A 22,024-nucleotide genomic window follows, 5' to 3' on the forward strand; every position below is an offset into this window, starting at 1 on the left:
TTCTGTGATGCGTTCGGCCAAGCGCACGGCGCACCGCATGCGTCATCGCTCGATGCAGGCGAAGCGATCGCCGACGGGAGCTTGCCATGACGCGTGCCGACCTGTACGGACGCGGCTCCGTCGCTTCGGGTGCTCTGACCGATGGTGCGGACGACGTCTTCGATGCGACAGGGATCGCGGCGCGCGCCAAGCGCGCCGGGGACCCCGCACCCGATGTGGTCCTGCCTGACGCCTTCGGCAATCCGGTGCGCCTTTCCAAGCTTTGGCGCAAGGGGCCACTGGTGATCGTCTTCTATCGCGGCGGATGGTGCACCTACTGCAACTTGCAGTTGCGCGCATGGCGCCAGCAGGAGAGCGAGTTGGCGCGGCTGGGCGCCACGCTGCTGGCGATCTCGCCGCAGACACCCGACAACTCGCTGAGTACCGCCGAGAACAATGAGCTCGCGTTCACGGTCTTGAGCGACTCTTCCCTGGAAGCGGCAAACGGATTCGGTATCGCGTTCACGCTCCATCCGGAACTGGTGGACTTCTATGGCTCGGTCGGAACCGATATACCGGTGTTGAACGGCAACGGGCTGTGGGTGCTCCCCGTTCCGTCTACATATGTGGTTGACCGCACCGGTCGCATCCGGTTCGCCCTGATCGAGGAGGACGCCCGGCAACGCGTCGAGCCGCTCGATGTCATCGCAGCCATCGAGGAACTGGCGCTTCACGCCTAGCGAACATCCATCATGCACCTGGGCAAGACCTACAGAGTTTCCGAGTTTCTCGTCTGGACGCGGCGCCAGATCTACGTGCTGCTTGCGGTAGGCGGCATCCCCGTGATCCTCTACCAGGTACTCGGCCTGCGGTGGCTCACGCTTCCGCTGACCGTGGTCGGGCTCCTCGGAACGGCAACATCGTTCATCGTCGGTTTCAAGAACGTCCAGACCTACAACCGCACGGCCGATGCGCAGCACGTGTGGACTTCCATCCTCAACAGCAGCAGGTTCTGGGGCATCTGCGTCCGTGGCTTCGTGGCCAAGCCTGCCGACACCCGCGACCTCGTCGAGCGGCATGCGGCATGGTTGACCTGCCTGCGCTACGAACTCAGGACGCCTAGGGTGTGGGAGTCGATGGAAAAGGCCTCGCATGCCGAGTATCGCCGCGCCTATCGCATTCCCGAACGTGAGACGTCCATCGACGAGGAGCTGTGCAAGTATCTGTCGGAGGAGGAGCAGCGCCAGATCCTGAAGGCCAGCAACAAGGCCACCCAAGTGCTCTGGCTTCAGGGGCGCGCGCTCAGGCGACTGCTGGACGAGGATGGCATATCGCTCACTTCCTACATCGAGCTGAACAAGATTCTGAAAGAGTTCATCGAGCAACAGGGGCGCGCGGAGCGCCTCAAGAACTTCCCGTACCCGCGGCAGTACGCAATCATCAACACGATCTTCGTATGGGCCTTCTGTGCGCTGCTTCCGTTCGGTCTGCTCAAAGAGTTTGACAAGCTCAACGAAGGCATCGCGGGCTTCATGCAGGGCAGCATGGTTTGGCTCGTCATTCCGTTCAGCGCAACCATCTCGTGGATGTACACGTCGCTGGAGCAGGTCGGGGAGAGCACGGAGAACCCCTTCGAAGGCAGCGCCAACGACGTGCCTATCACGCAGATTGCCAAGATGATTGAGCGCGAGTTGAAGGAAATCATCGGCGATGCCGATCTGCCCGCACTGCCGGAGCCGACGAACGACATCATTCTTTGAGCGATCTCGCTGGGCCGCTCGATTGGTGCGTGGCGCTCAACATGGTGCGCTCGTGTGCATGGCTACCGCGGGCGACGCCCCAAACCTACGATCAAGGCGCTTCATCGCGATCTTCGCAAACCGGGCAGCTCAGCCGCTCTGAGCCAAGGCATCTGCCGCCTCTTCAAAGGAATCTGTCATGACCCAACGCGTCAACTACGTCGAGCAGTCTCCCGAACTATTCAAGAAGTTCGTCGAGTTTCTCAACGCCATCAAGGAAAGCTCCATCGAAGAGCCGATTCGCGATCTCGTGTCCATCCGAACGTCCCAGCTCAACGGCTGCGCCTTCTGCCTGGACATGCACGTCAAGCAGGCGAAGATCCACGGGGAGCGCGAACTGCGGCTCTACCATCTCGCGGCATGGCGCGACTCGGCACTGTTCATTCCGCGTGAGCGCGCGGCACTGGCGTGGACCGAGGTGCTGACCAAGCTGCCTGAGCAAGGTGTGCCCGACGACATCTACGACCGTGTGCGCACGCAACTGTCGGAAAAGGAGATTTCCGACCTCACCTTCCTGGTGATGTCCACCAATGCGTGGAGTCGTCTGAACATCGGCTTCAAGAGTGTGCCCGGCGCTTCCGACAAGGTCTTCGGGCTGGACAAGGCCAAGCTCTCCTGATTCATTCACTCGCGAAGGAAAGCGATCATGAAAATCGTTGTCATCGGTGGCTCCGGGCTCATCGGCTCAAAGGTCGTCAACAGGTTGCGTGCCCGTGGGCACGAGGTCATTGCGGCTTCGCCCGCTTCGGGCATCAACACGATCACGGGCGAGGGCCTCGACGCCGCGCTCGTCGGCACCCAGGTGGTGCTGGACGTGGCGAACTCCCCGTCGTTTGAAGACAAGGCCGTCTTCGACTTCTTTCAGACCTCGGGTCGCAACCTGCTGGCCGCCGAGGCCAAGGCCGGCGTCAAGCACCATGTGGCGCTGTCGGTGGTCGGCACGGCCCGGCTGACCGAAAGCGGCTACTTCCGCGCCAAGATCGAGCAAGAGAGGCTCATCCGCGAATCGAAGATGCCCTACACCATCGTCCACTCAACCCAGTTCTTCGAGTTCTTGGGTTCTATCGCGCAATCCGGCGCGGAAGGTGACACCGTCCATCTTTCGCCGGCCTTCGTGCAGCCGATTGCGTCGGACGATGTCGCGGCGGCGGTGGCCGACTACACCTTGGGCTCGCCGCTCAACGCGGTGGTCGAGATCGCGGGGCCGGAGCGTGTGCGCCTGTCCGAACTCGTTCAACGCTTTCTCAAGGCTTCGAGCGACTCGCGCACCGTGGTGCCGGACGTGCATGCGCGTTACTTCGGAGCGGAGCTCAAGGACGATACGCTCGTGCCGGGCGCCAACCCGCGCATCGGTGCGCTCGACTTCGACGCCTGGTTCGCGCTGCCCAAGGCGCCTCGCTGATGCCAGCGCCTCCGCCGCAACCGGTCACGAAAACGATGTGCCCAGACCCGGCGTCCCCTGCGTCGCGAGGACCGTCGAAGCGGGCTTCGCGTCAGGGGCCGCCAACTCAAGGAGTTGCGGCGGAGCCGCTCAACGTGTCCAAGCTGCAACCCCCGCCGGTGACGCTGCTGAACAAGTACCAGGGGCCAAACTTCCTGGCGCTCTATTCGACGAAGGTCACGGCCAGCGGCGGAGAGGCAGAACACGCGCGTGCCTCGGGTATCGTGCGCGCCGAGGATGGAAACCTCGACGTGCAGTTGCGGCTTCCGCCTGAGCTCGGCGGCGAAGGCGGCGGAACGAATCCCGAGCAGCTGTTTGCAGCGGCGTTCGCCGCGTGCTTTCACGGCGCGCTCAACTTGCTTGCAGCCAGGAGCGGTATCGCGCTTCGCGGCTCGAGCGTTCAGGTCTCTGTCGCACTCGGGCGGGATCCGGTCGATGGACTCTTCGCGCTCTCGGCTGACGTTCGTATTTCCTTGCCAGGCGTCGAGAAGGGCATCGCTGAAGAGCTGGTGCGCAGCACCGAACGATTCTGTCCCTATGCAAAGATGGCAAGGAACGGATTCAACAGCATCGTCGCACTGGCGACGTAGAGATTGGAGCCGAAATGACCGCTCAGGCCGCAGCCTCGAAGATCAGCGTGGCAGTCACGCATCGCGACACCTATGTCGCCGCCGGCATCGCCGCGCTGCTTCGCTCTCGCGCGGACTTTGCGGTGCAAATGGGCGAGACCGACGCGTCCGCTGCCGACGTCCTCGTGACCGACTACGCGACAGGCCTGCATGGTGCGACCGCGACCGTTCGAAGTCGCCGGAGTACCGCGAGTTCGTCGCTGATCGTCACTGACCAGAACGCGGGATTGCAGATTCGCCGGGCCGTGGATGCGGGAATCCGCGGCTACGTGCTGCAGGACTGCACGGCCGATGAACTCTCGGAAGCGGTGCGCTGCGTCGCGGTGGGCCGCAGGTACCTTTCCGATTCGGTGGCGGAGCAACTGCTGGACAGTCTGACTTTTGTCGTGCCGACGGGCCGCGAGCTGGAGGTTCTACATCTCATTGCCCGCGGATTGAACAACAAGGACATCGGTCGCCACCTGGGCATCGGCGAGGGCACGGTCAAGAGCCATGTGAAAGCCATTCTGGGGAAGCTCGGAGAGCCGACGCGGACTGCCGCATTGCGGGAAGCGCGTCGTCGGGGCTTGCTCACGGAGGAGCGGCCACCGATGTCCAGTGCCGGCCCGCGTGCTTCGATGCGCAGCCAACGCGACGGCCTGCTGTAACCGGGCCGTGCGAAGGCACTGAGGACAGTCAAATCCCAGATGTTCGGGATTTGAGGGCGCCCGATCGGCGCCGAACCATCCGCTCCGTCCATGACTTGGATCGGTATTCCGCGACGTTCATTTGCTCAGAAGCGCTCTCTGCTCAAGGTGAGTCATGCCCGCAGAAACTCGCTCTCGCTCAGGAGAGAGCTCAGTGTTTCCTTCAAAGGCAGTCGCATTGTTGATGCCTTTTCGACAACACCGTAGTACCCCAAGGCAGTCTTCCGAGCAGAGAAGCCGGTGCCTAGCATTGGATGCATTGCGGCGCAGGCGTCGGACGACTTCGTCGTTGGGATGCCTCCATCTTGATCGTCGCTTCATCCAACAAGAGGGGCTTCATGCAATCGTGCCTGCCATCCTTGATCCGCGCTACTTGGCGGGGTCGCGCTGTTCAATCGATTCTCCTGAGCGCGGTGGCGCTGTCCGGATCCGCCAATGCCGGTGAGGCATTGCTGCGCAATCTCAACTCGGCCTACGTGCAGGCCGGCGCAGGAGATGACGTCGCATCGGCAACGATCGGCGTCACATGGGACTTGCCGTGGCGCCTTGAGAACGATTGGGGACTTTGGGAGGGGTACCTGGACTTTTCGCTGGGACGTTGGCGCATCTCGAGGAGCGCGGCGTGGTCCGGGCGCCATGAAGTGACGCAGGTTGGCATTACGCCGGTGATCCGGCTGCGACCGCGGGGCTGGAGTCATTTCTTTTTCGAGGCAGGCATCGGAGCCAACTGGATCTTCCCGATCTATGGCAACGGGTCGCGGCGATTCAGTACGGCGTTCAATTTCGGCGACCACCTGGCCTTAGGCTGGCAATTCGGTGCGGCGCTTGAGCAAGAGGTGACGCTGCGCCTGCAGCATTTCTCGAACGCTGGCATCAAGCATCCGAATCCTGGCGAGAACTTCGTGCAACTGCGCTACGCGTACAGATTCTGAGGCGAAGGAAATAGGCCATGTCTAACCTGTCCATGCCCACTTCGCCCCCTGTGCCCAAGCGACCTTCATCGCGGCCGGCGCCGCTCGTGCGCGCGCGTCCTACGGGGTGCGCCGTGCGCATCAGGCCGACATACCTGAGCAGGCTGCTTTGGTTGTTCGACGTTGTCAACCACGGTCGGTGATGCTTCCGAAGGGGCAATCGATGGTCATACTCAGTATCAGCCTTGAGAAAGTTTCCAACGGGATTCGCAACGGCGCGCCAACAGGCCCCGTTGGGCACCCACTACGCTGCAGCTTTGTCGATCGAGTGCAAGAGTCTCAGCGCGATGTCGCATTCATCGCGCTGCTTGACGCCTATCGAGCGACGGGCGGTCTCTTGCGCTGGCATGACTTGGCCCAACTGCAGTCCGGACGTGGTACCGGTGACCACGCGAGCCTCTCGCGCTCGATCGCTTCGGGAGAGATCCTGTGCTTCGAATGGAATCAATCCGTTTGGGTGCCAGCGTTTCAGCTTGACCGAAGAGGTCTTGGAGCGAGAACCGAGACGCGGCGTGTGTTGGCCGAGCTGTCAGGAGTCTTCGACGGCTGGTCGGCCACGCAATGGTTCGTTGCCCCGAATGCATGGCTTGGGGACCGCATCCCCCTCGAACGGATGGATACGCATCTTGATGCAGTCCTCGACGCCGCGCGCGCCGACCGATTTGCCGCGATGGGTTGAGCGTCCTCCCGCAGTACTCGCCTGGCACGGGGGGCGATCTGTTTAGAAGGGCTCGTAGGCTGCAGCTCCAACGGTTTCGACCGGAGTGATCGGAGTGGCGTCGTACGGCTCCTGTGGCGGCGGCATTGTCAAATTCATTGTGGAGGCGAAGGGATCTGTGATCCGGTCGACTGAAGCCGGAGCCCGAACGGCAGCGTCTACTGGCTGCATAGCGTAGAGCACCGTCATAGCAGCGAGGATCGAAAGCAATGCGGACGCAAAGATCTTGGTCATGATTCGTAGTCACCAGTTGATTGAAGCGGCTGCCTTCTGTGGTACTCGGGCAGATGTGATCCGCAATTGCTTGGGTAAGCAAATCTGCTTTTGTCGTCGCCATGCCGTTGCGTGCTCAAAGCGTAGGGGCGTGTCGGGAAGCGCGGTAGAGATGTGCAGGGGATCACGGTGTTGAAGGTCCAACACCAATCCCTATGGACGCTTTTGTGTTGGTGCCCACCGGGATACACCAAGTTGCGAGAGAGAGATCTACCGACAAGCGCATTGAATTCCTAGCATTGCCTCAGTTCATTGCTTCTTCTGAGAGTTCTGAAAACAGTGCGGCCCAGTCCGAGATTGACCACGAGGTGAACAAATGAATCAGTTGATCCTTAAGGAAGAGAACATGGCCTATCAGGGATGTGGAGGTGTCAGCGCCGACAACAGGTGCTACGGATTTCGACCAGCGTTCCGAAACACAGAGACGGGCCATGTCTATCCGTCGCGCTTCGCAGATGGCCGGCTGGCCCCCATTCACATGATTGGTGGTTTGCCCGACGAACTGGTCGTCTCGAGATCCGCGGCTGGTGGGGTCATCTCTGTGAAAGATTCGGTGCAGTCCGGCTTCACATTGAACGGGCGGTTCTATGACCGCGATGAGGCCGCAAGCTATTTGGAATCCTCGATACCTTCCCGGTGATGAGCGTGTTGCCCAACGATCTTCTTGTCGACTTTCGGTGCATACACACGCCCGCCCCCGGGGCCGTGCGCAGCCGAACAGATGATCTCGCTGGTGCTCGAATGCATCCCACGCGCGCTGCGGCCTTTTCCATTTCCCATTTGTCGATCCTCTGAAGGAACCTGCCATGAAACTCTCTTTCGTCATTGGCGCGACCGCGCTTTCCTCCCTCTGCGCGATGAGTGCGAGCGCCGAGCAGTACCAGGGAGTACTGAAATTCAAATCGAACGCAGACCGCGACGAAGTGCGCAGCCAAGCGCTTGCCGCGGCCCACGCAGCTGATCCCTTCCGAGAGGGGGCTCGTTCAGGTGTCGCGCCAGCGTTCCGCGGTCAAGCCGACAAGGAGACGGTGCGGTCTCTGGCTCTGGGTGCGACGCGTGCGGGCAACCCGTATGGTGAGGGCGCCGGCGTCGCTCGCGTCACTGGCACTTCTCTAGACCGCCAGGCCGTTCGCGCCGAAGCGGGTGCCACCGCGGCACGGGGCGTGACTGAGAGCACCCAGTGAGAACGCCGCTGACCACCTTGCCGGGCGCGCCGGCACACTCGATCCTTCAGCGTCGCGACGAGTTCCGCATGTCAGACAGGCCATCCCTGCCGCGACGTTCATTCCTGGGCGCCGCGGCACTCGGCGTGGCGACACAACTCAATGGCGGGGCTGCCTTCGCTCAATCCACAATTTCCAGGGCATCACCCTTGAAGCAACTCAAGGCGCTCAGAAGCGTTGACGCAGGCGTGCTACGTGTCGAGTACGCCGAACTCGGCCCGGCAAACGGAGCGCCGGTGATCCTGTTGCACGGCTGGCCCTATGACATCCATACGTACGCAGACGTCGCCCCGATGCTGGCAGCGGCTGGCCATCGGGTGATCGTTCCACATCTGCGAGGATACGGTGGCACTCGGTTCATCTCGGACAAGACGCCCCGCAACGGTCAGCAAAGCGCGATCGCGCTCGACATCGTCGACCTACTGGATGCGCTGAAAATCGAGAAGGCCGTGGTTGCGGGCTGCGACTGGGGCGCGCGCACGGCGTGCATCATGGCGGCACTCTGGCCGCAGCGCGTCAATGCGTTGGTCTCCGTCAGCGGCTATCTGATCGGCAGCCAGAAGATTGGCGAGATTCCCCTGTTGCCCCAAGCTGAACAGCAATGGTGGTACCAGTACTACTTCGCCACCGAACGGGGGCGTTTGGGCTATGAGAAGAACCGCAAAGAGTTCGCCCGGCTGATCTGGCAGACAGCGTCGCCGAAATGGGCCTTTGACGTCGCCACCTTTGAACGCAGTGCGGCTGCCCTCGACAATCCGGATCACGTGGCCATTGTGATCCACAACTATCGCTGGAGGCTTGGCCTAGCGGAAGGCGAAGCGAGGTACGACGATTTTGAATCGCTCCTGGCCCAGGCTCCGGTCATCCGTGTGCCGACGATCACGCTCGAAGGGGACGCCAACGGTGCGCCGCACCCCGAGCCCAGCAGCTACGCCAAGAAGTTCTCGGGACCCTACGCGCACCGGCTTATCGGCGGTGGGATAGGGCACAACCTGCCTCAGGAGGCACCCGATGCCCTCGCAGCCGCCGTCGTGGATGTGACTCGGCTGTGAGCCTGATGTTTGGACGCTACCCGAATGCAGCACCCGGCAGGTCGCGGTGCAGACCCTCTAGGGATATGTTGGGATTGGTGCTCGCTCTGCCGAGCTGCATTCCGCTCTGGCAACGGCAAAGTCCATGGGTCGGCCAGGCCGCGTGCGATTGGTGTTCGCCCGGCAACACGGTGGACCCCCGCGCGTGTCTTGCGTCGGCCAGCGTGGTTGCCTACGATGCTTTTGTTCGCAAGCACCGTAAGCCACCACCCAAGTCCTTTGCATCGATGAATGCGGATGGCCGCGCGCTGTACGCGGGAACGCGTAGCGACATTGTGAAACAGCGGGTTGCCTTCTGAATCTGAGCCTCTGGCTAGTACTACCGCATAGCTTCGAGGCATTTGACGACTGGACCATTGCGCGCACACAAAACCATGACAGACTCCACCCCACTCGATCTGAAAGCAGGCGTTCCGCTCGAACACATCGCCGACGGCGCGATGCTGTCCGGGCAGATCGACGGCGACGACGCTCTTCTGCTGCGCCAGGGCGATGCGTTCTACGCGATCGGCGCGCAGTGCACGCACTATCACGCGGCGCTCGCCGACGGCCTGATCTGCGGACACGTGCTGCATTGCCCGATGCATCACTCGCAGTTCGACATCCGCGATGGCTCGGCACTGTGCGCCCCGGCACTCGACGACCTGCCCACCTGGCGCACTGAGCAGGTCGGCGGACGGGTGTTCGCCCGCGAGCGAATCGTTGCTGCCCCGCGTTCGCGCAGGAACGCGCCGTTGGACAATGTGGTCATCGTCGGTGGCGGCGGGGCCGGCTTGGCTGCGGCCGAAAAGTTGCGGCGGGAAGGCTACGAGGGCCGCCTCACGATGCTCAGCGCCGACGTCGACCCGCCTTATGACCGGCCCAACCTGTCGAAGGATTTCCTTGCCGGCACGGCAGAGGCCGACTGGATGCCGCTGAAGCCAGACGAGTGGTACCGGGAACAGCGCATCGACCTGCGGCTGAACACACGTGTCGAGGCGATTGACGTGGCCGCACGCCAGGTGCACGTGGCCGGAGGCCAAGGGCTCACCTTCGGCGCGCTGCTCCTCGCTACCGGTGCCGACGCAGTGCAGTTGGCCGTGCCCGGCGCAGCAGCGGGCCAGGTGCTGAGCCTGCGCAACTTCGCCGACAGCCGCGCAATCGTTGCGCGGGCAGCGTCGGCCCACTCGGCGCTCGTGATCGGGGCGAGCTTCATCGGCCTCGAGGTCGCGGCATCGCTGCGTGGTCGAGGCCTTGAAGTGCATGTCGTGGCCCCTGACGCCGTGCCGATGTTGCGCGTGCTCGGTCCGGAGGTCGGTGAGTTCGTGCGCGAGTTGCACGCGTCACACGGCGTGACCTTTCATCTGAGCACGACGGTGACGCGCGTGGACGGCAAGCGCGCCAGCCTCGCCGACGGCACTGTGATCGAGGCCGACCTGATCGTCGCGGGTGTCGGCGTGCGACCATCGATCGTGCTGGCCGAGCAAGCCGGGCTTGCGGTCGACCGGGGCGTCAGCGTCGACGCATACCTGCAGACCAGCGCGCCGGGCATCTTCGCAGCCGGCGACATTGCGCGCTGGCCCGATTCGCATTCAGGTGAGCGCATTCGCGTCGAACACTGGGCGCTTGCGCAGCGACAGGGCCAGGTCGCCGCGCTGAACATGCTTGGGCGGCGCCAACCTTTTGACATCAGCCCATTCTTCTGGAGCCAGCACTACGACGTTGCCATCCAATACGTGGGTCATGCCGAACGCTGGGACGCGATCGAGATTGACGGATCGCTGTCGGCACGCGACTGCAGTGTGGCCTACCGTCAAGGCGACCGTGAGCTCGCCGTCGTGACAATCGGTCGTGACCTGGCCAGCCTGCGTGCGGAGCGTGAGCTCGAGACCTCTGTGGCTCCCGGCTAGCCCGCTGCGATCGGACCAGAGCCGATGTGAAGAGCGTCATGGAAGCGGCCGGCGCGTAGCGACGGATGTGGAACCAAAAGCGCTGCGCGGTGGGGGACAGCTTGGCGATCGTGCGCAAGCTGCAGGCCGCCGGCTACGACCACACAACAACCAACGATCAGCGGCGGACCGCCCTGCATTGCGCCGCGATCAATGACCACATCGAGGTCTTCCGCCATTTGCAGTCATCCGCATCGGCCGGGTCGGAAGACCGCTTTCGCTGCACAAGCGACCTTACTCATGAGAAGGGCGACAAGCACGCTACATGTCGACCTGAATGAGGATGGAACCATCGGAAGAGTTTGCCCTCCGCATTGCGTCCGCGAATTGGCCTAGCGACAGGCGGACATTCCATGTCCGGCGCAAACGCCGTGCATCAAGAGCAGGCCGGTCGATGCTAAGCATGCCGCTGGCCGGTCGGCCCGGCGACCACGGGTCAACCTGGGCGTGCTCGCCACTAAGGATCGAGTTTGGCCAACACACATTCTCAGTCGGGATCCGACTTTCGGCGGCGGCGCGATGCAGCAGCGGGAGCGGCTTCGCATTAGTTCTTCCAAGCAGCCGCATGAATGGCGGCGACGATTTCAGCAGCGGCGCTCACTAGCAGCGGCCCGACCTCGTCGTGCAAGAAGGTGCCGTTCAGCCATGTTGACGCTCCGCCGACCGACAGGCCGAGAAGGGTGCGGCCGTCGCCCAGATTCACCGGCACGGCAGCTGCGGAAATTGCTGGATCCCATTCGCCTTCGGTCGTGACAAAGCCTCGTGCGTCCAACTGAGCTTGCACTTCCGTGAGCCGCCGACTCAGCGGCGGCCAACCGTCGCCCTCTGCCGAGGCGATGCCCTCGAGTAGCAACTCGCGCTCGATCGTCGGCGTGGCGCACAGGACCGCACGGCCCATGGCGGTGCGAGCGAGCGGCAAGCGTGCGCCGACGTCCAGGCCGAGGATCAGTCGCGCTGTGCTGCGGCAATGTGCGACGTAGATCATTTCCAGGTTGTGCCTTGCGCCGAGCGATACGGCCGCCTTGCACCTGTCGGCAAGGGCCTGCAGGGTTGGCCTTGCAATACGGGCGATGTCGAAGTTGCCGAGCATCGCGAATCCGAGGCCGAGCACTGCGGGGCTCAGTGCGTATTCGCCAGCCTCGTCCCGGTGCTGCAGATAGCCGAGCGCTGTCAGCGTGAAGGTCAGGCGGGACACCGTCGCCCGCGGCAATGCGGTACGTCGCACGATCTCGCCATGACTCAACCAACGGTCCTGTGGCTTGAACGCCCGTAGAAGTTCGATGCCGCGCGCCAACGCGGTGACGTATCGCGGGTCGGTCGTCGCGTCGCCCGTCTTGCGCAATGGAGCTGCGGCTCGTCTTCGTCCCATGTGACTACCTTATTCCGATATACGGAATATATCAAATGAGGACCATTGTTGTAGGGCTAGGGTTCTACCGATCCGGAAATTCCCTAAGGTATGTTTACAAGAAAAAAGCCCACTCATAGACTTTGCCGGGACTGGAATTGATATTCCGTAGATCGGAATAAATGATAGTCCTTGAATTCACAACGAACGACGATTCCAAGGGCTCACATGAAACCTGGCACTCCCGATTCCACGTCCCCAGGCAGTTCCCGGCGGGCAGTTCTCGCCGGAGCGGTTGGTGCGGCAGCGCTTTCGGCACTTCGCCCAGCGCGCGCCCAGTCCTTTCCTGGCAGGCCGGTGACGTTGATTTGCCCTTGGCCGGCCGGCGGCTCGACCGACAGGCACATGCGTGCACTGGCCGAGTTGGCTGGTAAGAACCTCGGGCAGTCCGTGATTGTCGAGAACCGACCGGGCGGCGGAGGGACCACCGGCCCTGGAACCATGGCAATCACCGCCAAGCCCGATGGGTACACCATCTCCCAGTACCCGATGGGCATGCTGCGCGTGCCGCACATGCAGAAAATGCAATGGGATCCACTGAAGGACTTCACCTTCATTCTTGGCGTTTCGGGCTACACCTTCGGCCTCACGGTGCGCGCGGATTCACCGTTCAGGACGTTCAACGACTACATCGAAGCAGCGCGCAAGGACCCCGGCAAAGTCGACTACGGCTCCACCGGCATCGGCTCCTCGCCGCATCTGCTGATGGAGGAGGTGGCGATCAACTCGAAGGTTTCGCTGAATCACATTCCGTTCAAGGGCAACGCCGATCTGCAGCAGGCTCTTCTCGGCGGCCACGTGATGGCCCAGAGCGACGCCAGCGGCTGGGGCAAGCTGGTCGACGACGGCCAGATGCGGTTGCTCGTGACCTTTGGCGACAAGCGCACCAAGCGCTGGCCGAACGTGCCCACCGCGCAGGAACTGGGCTGTGGCGTCGTCTCGACTTCGCCCTACGGGCTGGCCGCACCGAAGGGCATGGACCCCGTCGTCGCGAGGACCTTGCACGACGCCTTCAAAAAGGCCATGGAAGACCCCCGGCACGTCGAACTGTTGGATCAGCTGGACCAAGACGCCTGGTACCGCAGCGGCGACGACTACGCGAAGTGGGCGCGCGACACCCATGCCAAGGACAAGCTGCTGATCGAACGCCTCGGCCTGGCGTCGAAGTGAAGTTTGATTTTTGTTTTTGAGTACCGACAACACAACCAAGGAGACAAGATGACGAGATCGGATACCTGGGCCAAGGGCCGACCGCTGCGTGCCTCGGGCTTGCTGCTGATGGCGCTGGCCTCCGCGCTGGCCGGCTGCGGCGGTGGCAACAACGGCGGCTTCTTCGGAGGCGGCGCAGGCAATGGCGGCAACAACGGAAACGGTGGGAATGGCGGCGGCGGTGGGACGGCGGTGCTGGTTCAAAGCTTGTCCTCGCCGGAAAAGATGACCAGTGGCAGCGACACGCTGATTCAGTTGACGGCCACTGACGGTGCCGCAGTGTCTGGTGTCAAGGTCACGCTCAACGACGTGGACGTGACGGGTCAGTTCCAGCAGGCCGCCACCGGCAACGGTTCGATCGGACTGCTGACTGGCTTGGTGCAGGGAGAGAACACGATCGAAGTGCGTGACGCCAGCAACGCAGTGCGCGGAAGTCTCAAGCTGACCGCCTATCCGATCCAGGGCCCGATCCTGTACGCACCGCAGGAAGGCAGCTTCCACTGCCAGACCGACACCTTCAATGTCTATCCCGGTGGCCCCACTCTGACTGCAGGCCCGAACACAGATCCGAACTGCGCCGCGTCCACCCGCGTCGATTGGGTCTACCACGACGCGACCAAGGCAGGCACCGCCGTCTGGCAGAAGTACGACCCGGCGAACCCGCCGGCAACGATCGAGACGACGACATTGCTCGACGGAAAGACCGTGCCCTACATCGTGCGGATCGAGACCGGGGTCATCAATCGCGGCATCTATCAGATTGCTGTGCTTGGCGACCCGGTCAACAATCCCAACCCCACCGCTGTGAAGCCGCCGAGCGCCTTCAATGGTCGCTTGGTCTATCCCTTCGGCCAAAGCTGCGGCGGCGGCTGGTACGTGCAAGGTCGCTCGATGGGTCCGGTGGGTGGATCCACCAATTCGTCGAACGGCGCAGCAGGCGACTTCAACGCGTTGAACGACCTGCCGCTGAGCAAGGGTTTTGCCGTCGCGAACTCGACGCTGAACTACTTCGGCCAGAACTGCAACCACATCATTTCGGCAGAGACGATGATGATGGTCAAGGAGCGCTTCATCAAGGCCAACGGCCCGGTCCTCTACACGATGGGTTGGGGAAGCTCGGGCTCTGCAATGCAGCAAAGCATGATTGCCGACACCTACCCGGGCCTGCTCGACGGCATCGTGATGCTGGCCGGCTTCCCGGACAACTCGGGCCCCCAGAGCATGGAAGGGCGTTTGTTCTACAACTACCAACTGAACCACACCAAGAACGGAACGACGCAGAACGGCACTTACTCGCCGGTGCCGAACAGCCCGTACGACCCGACCTATGACACCGCCACAGCGGCGGCACGCGCGGCCAATTCGACGTTGTTGAACTGGACCAATTCGGAGATCGCGGCGGCGTCGGGGTACTCGACGTACCACAGCGTCCGGCAGCAGGCGAGCTTCTGGGCGGCCCGGACAGACACGGTCTTGCGCCAGCCCAACCAGGGCGATCGCGACAACGTGACGGCTGGCCCTGGAAACAGCTCGGTGTTCAGTACGGTGATCGGGGCCAGCGAAAAGTACAGCCCAGCCAACGTGGTCACTACTGCGCCGATGGGCGTCCTTCCTGCGCCGCCTGTCAGTCTGTTGGCGGCCAATCCGACAGGCCTGCGCCCGAGCGTGCCAGATCACAACAAAAACGTGCTCGGTGTCGATGCCACGACCGGCTTCGCCCGTTCGTACGTGGGCAATGCCGGTGTGCAGTTCGGTCTGAACGCGTTGAACTCCGGCCAGATCACGATGGCGCAGTTCATCCACCTGAACCAGAACATCGGCGGTCAGGACCCGGACGGCAACTTGAGCACCGCGCGCATGCAGCCTGATCCGGAGGCTCTGAAGATGGCTTACCAGACCGGCATGATCATGTACGGCGGGGCGGGTTTGGCGTCGACTGCGATTCTGGACCTCGACGGGATCAACAACGAGTTCACGGGTGCCGGCGACATGCACCTGAAGTTCTTCCACTACATCTTGCGAGCGCGCATTGCCGCTGCCACCGGAAAATTCGACAACCACGTGATGTGGAACGGCATGGCCAATGTCGCCGCGTTCACGCAGGACCCGAACGCCAACCACACGACGCCGTTGCAGGCACCGCGGCCAGCAAAAACCGGACGCAGCAACATTGCCCTCCAGAAGGCGTTCCTGGCAATGGATCAGTGGCTGACAGCAGTGGCCAATGACAAGTCGGCAGACAAACTGGCTGCCAAGGTGGTCAAGAACAAGCCAACGACGATGGTGGACGGCTGCTTCGGCGCGACGACGGCGGGGGCCGCGGATGACTTCATCGCCGAACCGCAGGTCTTTGGTGGGTTCAATTCGGTGTTCGTCAACGGCAATGGCAGCACCTCGCCAGCCGGGACCGTCGGCTTCGGGTCAGCGCCGTCGCGCTGCAACGCGATGTACCCGGCGTCTTCGTTCCCCCGGTTCGAGGCGGGCGAACCGTTGCCGTCGCGTGCGATGCAGTGCCAGCTCCGACCGCTCACGGCCGGGGACTATGCCGGCTACGCTTCGCGGAACCCTGCATGGACCGGTGCAACGCGCGATGCAGATCTCGCATCCCTGCGCGCCGTCTTCCCGAGCGGGGTGTGTGACTACACCAAGCCTGGCTTGCAAGAGCAACCCCTGGCAGGCACCTGGATCCAGATCACCGGCCTCAATCAGATGAAGGTCGGGCATCCCTTGAGCCAATAGGACCTACGCAATTGACTGTTGCTCCGGAGGGCAACAGTCCTGCGCGCGCAGCGTCACCCCCCCGCGCCGCGCGCGCTTCCATGCCCCCTTTAGGCCAGCAGTCTTTCGAGGTCCAGCTCGGACAGGTGCTTCAGACTGTCTGCTGTCCTTCGAATTTGACTGCCGAATGACGGCGGTCGCCCAAACCCGACCTTGGCCTGCGGATTCAACCGGTCGATGCAGCACACTGAAAACTGCCGTAGGCAGAAGGAGTGTTGCAGATGGCTTACCGGACGCGAACCTACTACACAGACAGCCAGAAGGCATTGATGTGGGAACGATGGAGGCAGAGATGGACCCTCCATCAGATCGCTCAGCTGTTCAATCGACCGCACACGTCGGTCCAGGGAATTCTGTCGCGCACTGGCGGCATTCAGCCGCCGGAGCGAAGCGGTTCACCGAAGGCACTGACGCTGGCCGAGCGCGAGGAGATCTCGCGTGCCATGGTGGCTGGCTTCTCGATTCGCTCGATCGCGGTGATCCTCGGGCGAGCTCCCTCCACCATCAGCCGCGAGATCAAGCGCAATGGTGGTCCAGAATGCTATCGGGCGACCCAGGCCGACCAGGCAGCCTGGGACCGGGCTCGTCCGCGGCGACGGGAGGGAGCCGACGCGGCGGTCAAAATCAACTCGTCCGCCGACGCCGCGACTCAAGCCTGCAAACTCCCGCTCGCTTCCCCACCCCTTGTGTATCTCGCAACAAGCCTCGCGCGGCGTTCCGGATCCTGGTCGATGTTGACGCGCGCCAGGTTGCCATTCACATGTGGCAGTGCCAACAGCCGCGGGTCCATGACGCGGAACCATAGCGCGGGAACATACGAGAGCGGGAACATGCCGAAGTAGCCGCTCGGCAATTGCGGAAGATCCTCGAAGTGCCGCAACGACTGGTAGCGGCGCAACGGGTACGCATGGTGGTCCGAGTGCCGCTGCAGGTGAAACAACGCAAGGTTGGTGACCAGATGGTTGGTGTTCCACGAATGATGCGGCTGCGGCGTTTCGTACTTGCCATTCGGCAGTCGCTCGCGCAGCAGGCCATAGTGCTCGACATAGTTCGCCGATGTGAGCTGCCACCACGCCACCATGTTGTGCACGATCAGGAAGGGCACCATCACCCATCCGAAAGCGACGATCAGCGAGACCTGCAACACCGCCGTCACGGCATAGCTTTGGAGCATGGTGTTGTGCACGCTCCAGACGGACCTCCGGTGCTGAGCGAGGCGCTCGGCTTCCAATGACCATGCGCGGCGGATGCCACCCGGCAACTCCCGACACGCGAAGCGATAGATGCTCTCTCCCATGCGGGCACTCGCGTGGTCTTCGGGCGTCGATACCGAGCGATGGTGCCCGCGCCCGTGCTCGACGGTGAAGTGCCCGTAGGCCGGCACCGCCAGGACGAGGCGCGCCAGCCATTGTTCGACCGCGGTGTTCTTGTGTCCCAGTTCGTGCCCCGTGTTGATGCCCAGCCCCGAGTCGGTGCCGGCCACGTAAGCGAGCATCAGCACCGCCCACCACGACAGGTCGTGTGTTCCCACCCACCAGGCGCAACCGACGAGCGCGACGAAGTGAAGCGGCACCGTGAGCCACGTGAGCCAGCGGTAGTACCGCTCCTGCTCGAGCTGCGGCACGACAGCCTCCGGTGGATTGTTCTGGTCTTCCCCAATCAGCAGGTCCAGCAGCGGCATCAGGCCGTAGCTGATCAGCAACGGCAGGCCCAGGGCAATCTCGTGGCCGGTGGCGGCGTGCAGTGCGATGCCGGTGAACGGCAACAGCGGGTAGACCACGGATAGCAGCCACCACCAGCGCTTCTTGTCCCGGTACTCGACGCGCTGGTCGTCGGGACCCACGGAAAGATATAGCTTTGTCATGCCGAGGCACCTCGGAGGAACCTCTACATTCTTCGCCCAACCGTCCGGTATGGCAATCCTTCGCTTTGGTGAGACCTTCAGCTCGCCGAAGCCTCGATCACCGGCATCACCAGCACCGGCGCCGCGGCCCGCGCACTCTCTGTAATCCCCTTTGGAACCGGTGGTGGACTCAGAGATCATCGCGGCGCCTGAATGACCGGACTCGGCGTCACAGTGTGAGTTCGCCGAGCGGCGAGGAACGGCAACAAGCGCTGCGTAGCGGCTAGATGCTGGGTGCTGGTGGAGGGCAGGGTAGGGCCCAGACCGGCCGTACTGCTTTCTCCAACGCCGACGTTCGGGAGTCGACCTCGGTCAATGGCGTGATTTCTTGTCCGACCGGAGGGCCGAGAATGCGCGTACCACCAAAGGAGAACTCATCTTGACGACCGTCGCCGTCACCTCTGCAATAAGCGTCAACAACAGCGATGCCTTTGTCCTGTTTTGGCGGCGTCAACGTGCTCGAGTCGAAGGACATGGCCCTGCATGCTGCGGCGGAGTACGTTCGAGTCACGCGAAAGCTTGGTATCCCGTACGTCGTCAAGGCGAGCTTTGTCAAGGCGAATCGCTCGTCTATCCATTCGTTCAGACGCCCTGGTTTGGAAGAGGGCTTGAGAATCTTCGAGGCCGTCAAGGCAGAGTTCGGGGTTCCCGTCCTCACCGACGTACACGAGCCATGGCAGGCGAGTCCCGTCGCTGAAGTGGTTGACGTTCTACAGTTGCCTGCGTTTCTCGCCCGCCAGACTGATTTGGTCGTCGCTCGTGCCAGGACGGGCAAGGTCATCAACATAAAGAGGCCGCAATTCCTGAGCCCGCCGCAAGTGCTCAACATCGTCGAGAAAATCAGGGAGACGGGGAACTCCCCCGTCATTCTGTGCGACCGAGGGACCTGTTTCGGCTACGACAACCTGGTGGTGGACATGCTTGGCTTCGGAGTCATGAAGAAGGTCACCGGGAACCTGCCCGTCATCTTCGACGTTACCCATGCCCTCCAGCAACGCGACACGAACGCCGCCGTCTCTGGCGGGCGACGCGAGCAAGTGGTTGAACTGGCGCGTGCCGGCCTCGCCGTAGGCTTGGCCGGCCTCTTTCTTGAAGCGCATCCTGACCCAACGCAGGCTAAACGCGACGGTCCCAGCGCTCTGCCGCTGGACCAGTTGGAGCCTTTTCTCGCGCAGTTGAAGGCGTTGGACGACTTGGTGAAGTCGTTCGCACCCCTGCATATCCGCGCCTGAACGTGACGGTCGCGACCCGACCTACCCGCACGGCCAAGTTCAGGGTAGGTCGGCATCCGCCAGGATCTTCATGCCCTCCTTGTGGAATTGGAGGCCGGCGTCGAAGGACGGCTCTTGGCCGATTGGTCTTGAAGGTCATCGCTTTCACTGCGTAGGCCGTTGGACCGGGATGTCGAAGTGCAGCACCTCTTCGCGCACGCCAAGCTTTTCGTAGAGGCGGATGGCCGGAGCGTCTGGCGGGTCGGCCTGCACAAAGACCACCCAAGCACCGCGCTCAGCGCCGATCTCCTGGAGGCGGCGGATGAGCCCGGTTGCAACGCCCTGGCGACGATGCGCTGCGATGACGGCTAGGTCGTAGATGTAGATCTCCGCTCGCTCCTGCTCGAACTTCTGCAGGACATAAGCGGCAAGTCCCCCGATGACTCGGTTGCCCACGCGGGCGACAAGCCCAATAAAGCTATCGCCGGCTAGCAGTCGCTGAAGATAGGCGGCACTGGGACGACGGGCGGCGTAGCTTTGAGGATCTTCAAAGGCCTCCGCGAATACGTCGAGCATGCCCGACATCCAGCCACCGTCGGCCGCGGTCAAGTGATGGATCGTGTGCATTCTTTCTGGCATCTTGCCCCACAGACCGAAAGTGATTCTGCCAAATGACTACAGCGAGCCACGGACGACGTAGGTCCGCTTCTGGCCCGTGTACGGTCCTGCGCCCCAAACTCACCAAGTCGGCTAATGCCCCATGCGACCAAGCCGAACCATGGCCTCGCGCAGCCAGCGCACGGCTTCATCCGCGTCCGATCGTGCATTCCAGCAAACGTACAAGCGGTAGCTGGGCAACTCGAACGGCAAGGGCAACGCGTCCAGCAGTTCCGCGTAGCGGCTAGCCACGCGCTGCGGGAAGACCGCGATTGCATCGGTGCTCGCCACAAGGTCCGTCATCTGGCTGAAGGTTGTGACGGCGGTCTGCAGATGGCGGACCAGACCGCGGCGCGCGAGGATCTGATCGATGGTGTCGTCGAGCATCGAGCGGCTCTGCCCCAGCACTACGTGCGGCATGGCGCAAAAGCCTTCGAGATCCATGCCGTTCGCATATCGAGGATGGCCACGGCGCGCCACCGCCAAGTACGTATCCTCATACAGCAGCTCCGATTCCACACCTGCCGCCGGCGCCATACGGGGCAGTAGGCCGAGATCGATGTCGCCCTTGCGCAGCCTTTCAGGCAATTGACTGTAATCCGCCAGCTCCCACGCCAGGCGGATGTGCGACCCGCAGGCCGTGAGTTCCCGGCACAACAGCGGCAGCATCGCGCGGCTGCTGTGATCGCTGCCCGAGACGCGCAGGATCCGGTCCGATGTCGCCGGGTCGAATGCGCGGTCCATGTTCAACAGGCCCTGCAGATCGTTCAATACGGCTTCGACGCGCGGCGCAAGTGCGAGCGCGAACGGCGTGGGCGCTATGCCATGGGGCGTGCGCGTGAAGAGCGGATCGTCGAAGGCCTCGCGCAGTCGCTTGAGGGACGCACTAACCGCCGGCTGGCTGAGGAACAAGCGAGAGGCGGCTCGCGAAACGCTGCGCTCGCGTAGCAGCGCATCGAAGGCTCGAAGCATCGCGATGTCGATGCCGCGAATATCAGCACGATCCATATCAGTTATCCAAACGTTCGAATTGATCCCGCCAGGGGGCACGCCTATCGTATGCGTACTCACAAGATGAAGGAGACCACACCATGTCCGCTCGCCGTCCCCTTGGCGGCACGCAGGCGCGTCGGCGCGCCTGCGTGACCGGCCTGATCGCACTCACTCTGGCCGCTGCGGCGCCGCTCGCCTCGGCCCAGACCGGCGCCGCCTTTCCGACCAAGGTGATTCGCATCGTGCCCTTCGGCACGGCGGGCGGGCCGATCGACGTGATCGCGCGCGTTTATGCCGAGAAGCTGCAGCAGCGCTGGGGCCAGAGCGTGATCGTGGAGGCGAAGCCGGGCGCGAGCGGGATCCTCGCGTCCGACGCCGTGGCGAAGGCATCGCCCGACGGCTACACCGTGCTGTTCACCCTGCCGCTGACCCACATCAACAACGCGATCCTGCAGCCCAAGCTCCCCTATGACCCGGTGAAGGACTTTGAGACGATCTCGCAGCTCGCCACCGGCGGGCCGATGCTGGTGGCGCGCGCGGACGCGCCCTACTCAAACCTCAAGGAGTTCGTCGCCTATGCCAAGCAACACCCAGGCCTGACCTATGGCACCTGGGGCAACGGCTCGCAGGCGCACCTGATGGGCGAACTGCTCAAGCGCCAAAGCGGCATTGCGCTGACCCACGTGGCCTACAAGGCCGAGGCGGCCGCGCACAACGACATGATCGGCGGCGTGCTGGACTTTGCGTGGGCCAATCCGTCCACCGCACGCTCGCAGTCACAGGCCGGGCGCATGAAGGTGCTGGGCATTGCGGGAAGCCGCCGCGTTTCGACCATGGCCAACGTGCCCACCTTCGCCGAGCAGGGCTTCGCCGGCTTCGATCTGGACAGCTGGATCGGCGTCTATGCGCCCGCCAAGACGCCGTCGGCCGTCATCGAGCAGTGGACGCAGGCTCTTCGCGAGATCACTCGCACCCCCGAGGTGCAGGCGAAGCTGATCGCATTCGGATTTGAGCCGCTCGGCAACACGCCGGCGGAATTCAGAGCCAGCTACCAGGCCGACTTTCCGCGGGTCGCCGAGCTGATCAAGGCCGCAGGCGTGACCCCCGATTGATGCACCAGGAACACC

The 22,024-nt window shown here is 63.0% G+C and carries 20 protein-coding genes and 2 pseudogenes; 18 read left to right on the plus strand and 4 right to left on the minus strand.

The window, feature by feature from the left end:
• Positions 1-86 precede the first annotated feature (86 nt).
• From QTI24_RS20800 to QTI24_RS20860, 13 genes are all read left to right on the plus strand, one after another.
• Positions 87-719, plus strand: coding sequence for a peroxiredoxin-like family protein (locus QTI24_RS20800; RefSeq protein ID WP_286603048.1), 633 nt, complete (start codon positions 87-89; stop codon positions 717-719).
• Between the two features lie 12 nt (positions 720-731).
• A complete protein-coding gene (locus QTI24_RS20805) occupies positions 732-1,739 on the plus strand; it encodes a bestrophin family protein (RefSeq protein WP_286603050.1) in 1,008 nt (335 codons plus the stop codon).
• Positions 1,740-1,917: 178 nt separating this feature from the next.
• Positions 1,918-2,397: a carboxymuconolactone decarboxylase family protein gene (locus QTI24_RS20810; protein WP_286603052.1), complete on the plus strand. Its 480-nt coding sequence runs from the start codon at positions 1,918-1,920 to the stop codon at positions 2,395-2,397.
• Between the two features lie 27 nt (positions 2,398-2,424).
• Complete coding sequence (locus QTI24_RS20815) at positions 2,425-3,180, plus strand: SDR family oxidoreductase (RefSeq protein ID WP_286603054.1); 756 nt, start codon at positions 2,425-2,427, stop codon at positions 3,178-3,180.
• Positions 3,181-3,314: 134 nt separating this feature from the next.
• The gene (locus tag QTI24_RS20820) at positions 3,315-3,809 is read left to right on the plus strand and encodes an Ohr family peroxiredoxin (protein WP_286603056.1); all 495 of its coding nucleotides are present in this window, start codon (positions 3,315-3,317) and stop codon (positions 3,807-3,809) included.
• Positions 3,810-3,823: 14 nt separating this feature from the next.
• Positions 3,824-4,495 (plus strand): LuxR C-terminal-related transcriptional regulator, encoded by a 672-nt coding sequence (locus tag QTI24_RS20825; protein WP_286603058.1) that lies wholly within the window; start codon positions 3,824-3,826, stop codon positions 4,493-4,495.
• Positions 4,496-4,839: 344 nt separating this feature from the next.
• Positions 4,840-5,466 carry an acyloxyacyl hydrolase gene (locus tag QTI24_RS20830; RefSeq protein ID WP_286603059.1) on the plus strand — a complete coding sequence of 209 codons (627 nt, stop codon included), beginning with the start codon at positions 4,840-4,842 and terminating at the stop codon, positions 5,464-5,466.
• Between the two features lie 202 nt (positions 5,467-5,668).
• Positions 5,669-6,184, plus strand: a complete 516-nt coding sequence (locus tag QTI24_RS20835; RefSeq protein ID WP_286603060.1) for an antitoxin Xre/MbcA/ParS toxin-binding domain-containing protein — start codon at positions 5,669-5,671, stop codon at positions 6,182-6,184.
• 628 nt (positions 6,185-6,812) lie between these two features.
• Positions 6,813-7,136: a hypothetical protein gene (locus QTI24_RS20840; protein ID WP_286603062.1), complete on the plus strand. Its 324-nt coding sequence runs from the start codon at positions 6,813-6,815 to the stop codon at positions 7,134-7,136.
• Positions 7,137-7,302: 166 nt separating this feature from the next.
• The gene (locus tag QTI24_RS20845) at positions 7,303-7,680 is read left to right on the plus strand and encodes a helicase SNF2 (RefSeq protein ID WP_286603068.1); all 378 of its coding nucleotides are present in this window, start codon (positions 7,303-7,305) and stop codon (positions 7,678-7,680) included.
• Between the two features lie 68 nt (positions 7,681-7,748).
• Entirely contained in the window at positions 7,749-8,771 is a 1,023-nt protein-coding gene (locus tag QTI24_RS20850) for an alpha/beta fold hydrolase (protein ID WP_286603246.1), read from the plus strand.
• 413 nt (positions 8,772-9,184) lie between these two features.
• Positions 9,185-10,699 carry an FAD-dependent oxidoreductase gene (locus QTI24_RS20855; protein ID WP_286603070.1) on the plus strand — a complete coding sequence of 505 codons (1,515 nt, stop codon included), beginning with the start codon at positions 9,185-9,187 and terminating at the stop codon, positions 10,697-10,699.
• 65 nt (positions 10,700-10,764) lie between these two features.
• Complete coding sequence (locus tag QTI24_RS20860; protein ID WP_286603071.1) at positions 10,765-11,019, plus strand: hypothetical protein; 255 nt, start codon at positions 10,765-10,767, stop codon at positions 11,017-11,019.
• A 263-nt stretch (positions 11,020-11,282) separates the two neighbouring features.
• Here the strand turns inward: QTI24_RS20860 and QTI24_RS20865 are convergent, their stop codons facing one another.
• On the minus strand, positions 11,283-12,107 hold the full coding sequence (locus tag QTI24_RS20865) for an IclR family transcriptional regulator (RefSeq protein ID WP_286603072.1): 825 nt from the start codon (positions 12,105-12,107) through the stop codon (positions 11,283-11,285).
• Between the two features lie 207 nt (positions 12,108-12,314).
• On the opposite strand from QTI24_RS20865, the gene QTI24_RS20870 reads away from it, so the two are divergent.
• From QTI24_RS20870 to QTI24_RS20880, 3 genes and pseudogenes are all read left to right on the plus strand, one after another.
• Positions 12,315-13,316 (plus strand): tripartite tricarboxylate transporter substrate binding protein, encoded by a 1,002-nt coding sequence (locus QTI24_RS20870; protein ID WP_286603073.1) that lies wholly within the window; start codon positions 12,315-12,317, stop codon positions 13,314-13,316.
• 48 nt (positions 13,317-13,364) lie between these two features.
• Positions 13,365-16,094 carry a DUF6351 family protein gene (locus tag QTI24_RS20875; RefSeq protein ID WP_286603074.1) on the plus strand — a complete coding sequence of 910 codons (2,730 nt, stop codon included), beginning with the start codon at positions 13,365-13,367 and terminating at the stop codon, positions 16,092-16,094.
• Positions 16,095-16,354: 260 nt separating this feature from the next.
• A pseudogene (locus QTI24_RS20880) lies at positions 16,355-16,726 on the plus strand (helix-turn-helix domain-containing protein); the annotation flags it as partial.
• Between the two features lie 56 nt (positions 16,727-16,782).
• Here the strand turns inward: QTI24_RS20880 and QTI24_RS20885 are convergent.
• Positions 16,783-17,997 (minus strand): alkane 1-monooxygenase, encoded by a 1,215-nt coding sequence (locus tag QTI24_RS20885; RefSeq protein ID WP_286603075.1) that lies wholly within the window; start codon positions 17,995-17,997, stop codon positions 16,783-16,785.
• A 418-nt stretch (positions 17,998-18,415) separates the two neighbouring features.
• Between QTI24_RS20885 and kdsA the strand changes: the two are divergent.
• Positions 18,416-19,268: pseudogene (kdsA, locus tag QTI24_RS20890) on the plus strand (3-deoxy-8-phosphooctulonate synthase).
• 144 nt (positions 19,269-19,412) lie between these two features.
• Here the strand turns inward: kdsA and QTI24_RS20895 are convergent.
• Both QTI24_RS20895 and QTI24_RS20900 read right to left on the minus strand, forming a co-directional pair.
• The gene (locus tag QTI24_RS20895) at positions 19,413-19,874 is read right to left on the minus strand and encodes an AAC(3)-I family aminoglycoside N-acetyltransferase (protein ID WP_286603077.1); all 462 of its coding nucleotides are present in this window, start codon (positions 19,872-19,874) and stop codon (positions 19,413-19,415) included.
• Positions 19,875-19,997: 123 nt separating this feature from the next.
• Entirely contained in the window at positions 19,998-20,954 is a 957-nt protein-coding gene (locus QTI24_RS20900; protein ID WP_286603078.1) for a LysR family transcriptional regulator, read from the minus strand.
• A gap of 41 nt (positions 20,955-20,995) precedes the next feature.
• Here QTI24_RS20900 and QTI24_RS20905 point away from each other — a divergent pair, with 41 nt between their 5' ends.
• Entirely contained in the window at positions 20,996-22,009 is a 1,014-nt protein-coding gene (locus QTI24_RS20905) for a Bug family tripartite tricarboxylate transporter substrate binding protein (RefSeq protein ID WP_286603079.1), read from the plus strand.
• Positions 22,010-22,024: the final 15 nt, after the last annotated feature.

The organism is Variovorax sp. J22P240, from assembly GCF_030316855.1.
In the GTDB taxonomy this organism is placed as follows: domain Bacteria; phylum Pseudomonadota; class Gammaproteobacteria; order Burkholderiales; family Burkholderiaceae_C; genus Variovorax.

Bases quoted from the DNA above. Each gene is read 5' to 3' on its own strand.
- QTI24_RS20800 (WP_286603048.1), top strand. From the start codon at position 87: ATGACGCGTGCCGACCTGTACGGACGCGGCTCCGTCGCTTCGGGTGCT.
- QTI24_RS20805 (WP_286603050.1), top strand. From the start codon at position 732: ATGCACCTGGGCAAGACCTACAGAGTTTCCGAGTTTCTCGTCTGGACG.
- QTI24_RS20810 (WP_286603052.1), top strand. From the start codon at position 1,918: ATGACCCAACGCGTCAACTACGTCGAGCAGTCTCCCGAACTATTCAAG.
- QTI24_RS20815 (WP_286603054.1), top strand. From the start codon at position 2,425: ATGAAAATCGTTGTCATCGGTGGCTCCGGGCTCATCGGCTCAAAGGTC.
- QTI24_RS20825 (WP_286603058.1), top strand. From the start codon at position 3,824: ATGACCGCTCAGGCCGCAGCCTCGAAGATCAGCGTGGCAGTCACGCAT.
- QTI24_RS20835 (WP_286603060.1), top strand. From the start codon at position 5,669: ATGGTCATACTCAGTATCAGCCTTGAGAAAGTTTCCAACGGGATTCGC.
- QTI24_RS20840 (WP_286603062.1), top strand. From the start codon at position 6,813: ATGAATCAGTTGATCCTTAAGGAAGAGAACATGGCCTATCAGGGATGT.
- QTI24_RS20845 (WP_286603068.1), top strand. From the start codon at position 7,303: ATGAAACTCTCTTTCGTCATTGGCGCGACCGCGCTTTCCTCCCTCTGC.
- QTI24_RS20850 (WP_286603246.1), top strand. From the start codon at position 7,749: ATGTCAGACAGGCCATCCCTGCCGCGACGTTCATTCCTGGGCGCCGCG.
- QTI24_RS20855 (WP_286603070.1), top strand. From the start codon at position 9,185: ATGACAGACTCCACCCCACTCGATCTGAAAGCAGGCGTTCCGCTCGAA.
- QTI24_RS20860 (WP_286603071.1), top strand. From the start codon at position 10,765: ATGTGGAACCAAAAGCGCTGCGCGGTGGGGGACAGCTTGGCGATCGTG.
- QTI24_RS20865 (WP_286603072.1), bottom strand. From the start codon at position 12,107: ATGGGACGAAGACGAGCCGCAGCTCCATTGCGCAAGACGGGCGACGCG.
- QTI24_RS20870 (WP_286603073.1), top strand. From the start codon at position 12,315: ATGAAACCTGGCACTCCCGATTCCACGTCCCCAGGCAGTTCCCGGCGG.
- QTI24_RS20875 (WP_286603074.1), top strand. From the start codon at position 13,365: ATGACGAGATCGGATACCTGGGCCAAGGGCCGACCGCTGCGTGCCTCG.
- QTI24_RS20885 (WP_286603075.1), bottom strand. From the start codon at position 17,997: ATGACAAAGCTATATCTTTCCGTGGGTCCCGACGACCAGCGCGTCGAG.
- QTI24_RS20895 (WP_286603077.1), bottom strand. From the start codon at position 19,874: ATGCACACGATCCATCACTTGACCGCGGCCGACGGTGGCTGGATGTCG.
- QTI24_RS20905 (WP_286603079.1), top strand. From the start codon at position 20,996: ATGTCCGCTCGCCGTCCCCTTGGCGGCACGCAGGCGCGTCGGCGCGCC.